The sequence below is a fragment of the Thermogutta sp. genome (assembly GCF_014359955.1).
Classification (GTDB): domain Bacteria; phylum Planctomycetota; class Planctomycetia; order Pirellulales; family Thermoguttaceae; genus Thermogutta.
The window spans coordinates 1-1,222 of sequence record NZ_JACIYL010001053.1 but is presented as its reverse complement, the minus strand read 5'-3'; the positions used below and the strand labels follow the sequence as shown (position 1 = coordinate 1,222).

Sequence of the window (1,222 nt, the reverse complement as noted above, 5' to 3'; positions counted from 1 at the left end):
CAAGTCGGCCGACTGGATCATCGATCTTGGGCCCGAAGCGGGTGAACAGGGGGGACATGTCGTGGTGGCGGGCACGCCGGAAGACGTGGTCGCCTACTCTCGCTGGTGGCAGCGCGAAAAAGGCCGGGCAGAAGAGGGAAGTCCGAACGGAAAATCGGGGGCGTCAGCGATGCAGCCCCCGTGGCGATCTTACACCGGAGAAGTGCTGGCGCCGGTCCTGGACAACAGTCCCCGCAAAGAACGCCAACCGTACGATCCGTACAAGAACCATCTGTCTCCCCTGCACTCACCGGAAGCCGAGCCCAGCTTGACCGACGTCAAGAGCCCATGGGAAGCCGACGGCCGTTCCTGGCATTTGACCCGGTCTTTTGCGATGAATGGGCGTCCCATTCGGTGGGGACGGACCATCCTGGAACGACTCATACAATTTCTGGAAAATCACCAGTCCACACTGGTGATCGACTATTCCACTCAGAATGTCATCGAGGTCCGCGCTCGAAGACTGCGGGGCCCGTGGTTCATGCACATCTACACGGGGGACGATTTGCAACTCCGCCTGCGGATCCGAACAGGCCTGCGTGCCGCCAGAATACTCACCAGTTCCGCCAATCGTCGCCCTGTCCGGCGGACCGTTCCGGAGGCTCCCTCGCCATTTTTGAAGCTCTACGAACGACCGCAGGAAGAACCGCCGCTTCCACCGCCCTCTCTGGCAACCAGGCAGCAGGGCGCCTGGTGCGAGATCGATCTGCGGGTCAGCGAGTTGGCGTCACTGGATGAAATCAACTTCTGGGACTTCCTGGCGCCTGCCATTCAGAACTACCAATCTCTCTGCAGCACCGAGAGCACACGCACCGCCGACTACGATTTGGTTTGGCACTTCACCCAGATGGGTATCAGAGGGGGAGAATTGAAATGGCGGCCCAAACTCCTCCACCAGATCATCCATGAAATCGTAAAGGCCGTGCCCGAGGTGACGATCGACCACAACCATGAGCGCATGATCATGCTCCGGCTTGGCCCCTCACAGAAAACGTGGGCGGTCATTTACACCAAAAAATCCGAGGGACTGTTGCTGGTGGTTCGCGCTCCCAAGAATCGGTTCCGTGGCGCGGTCGATCACGTTGAGGATTTCAGCAACCGTGGGGATACCGCCGGCGTTTTCAAACCGCTGGCTCATCACGCTGGCCATACGGGACTCGAGGCCCTTTTCCACCTCATGGAT

1 protein-coding gene is annotated in these 1,222 nt (G+C 59.7%); it reads left to right on the top strand.

Annotation, left to right across the window (positions count from 1 at the left end; translation table 11 throughout):
* Positions 1–1,222 (top strand): hypothetical protein (locus tag H5U08_RS19310; RefSeq protein WP_297036964.1); only part of this gene is annotated, 1,222 nt, incomplete at both ends.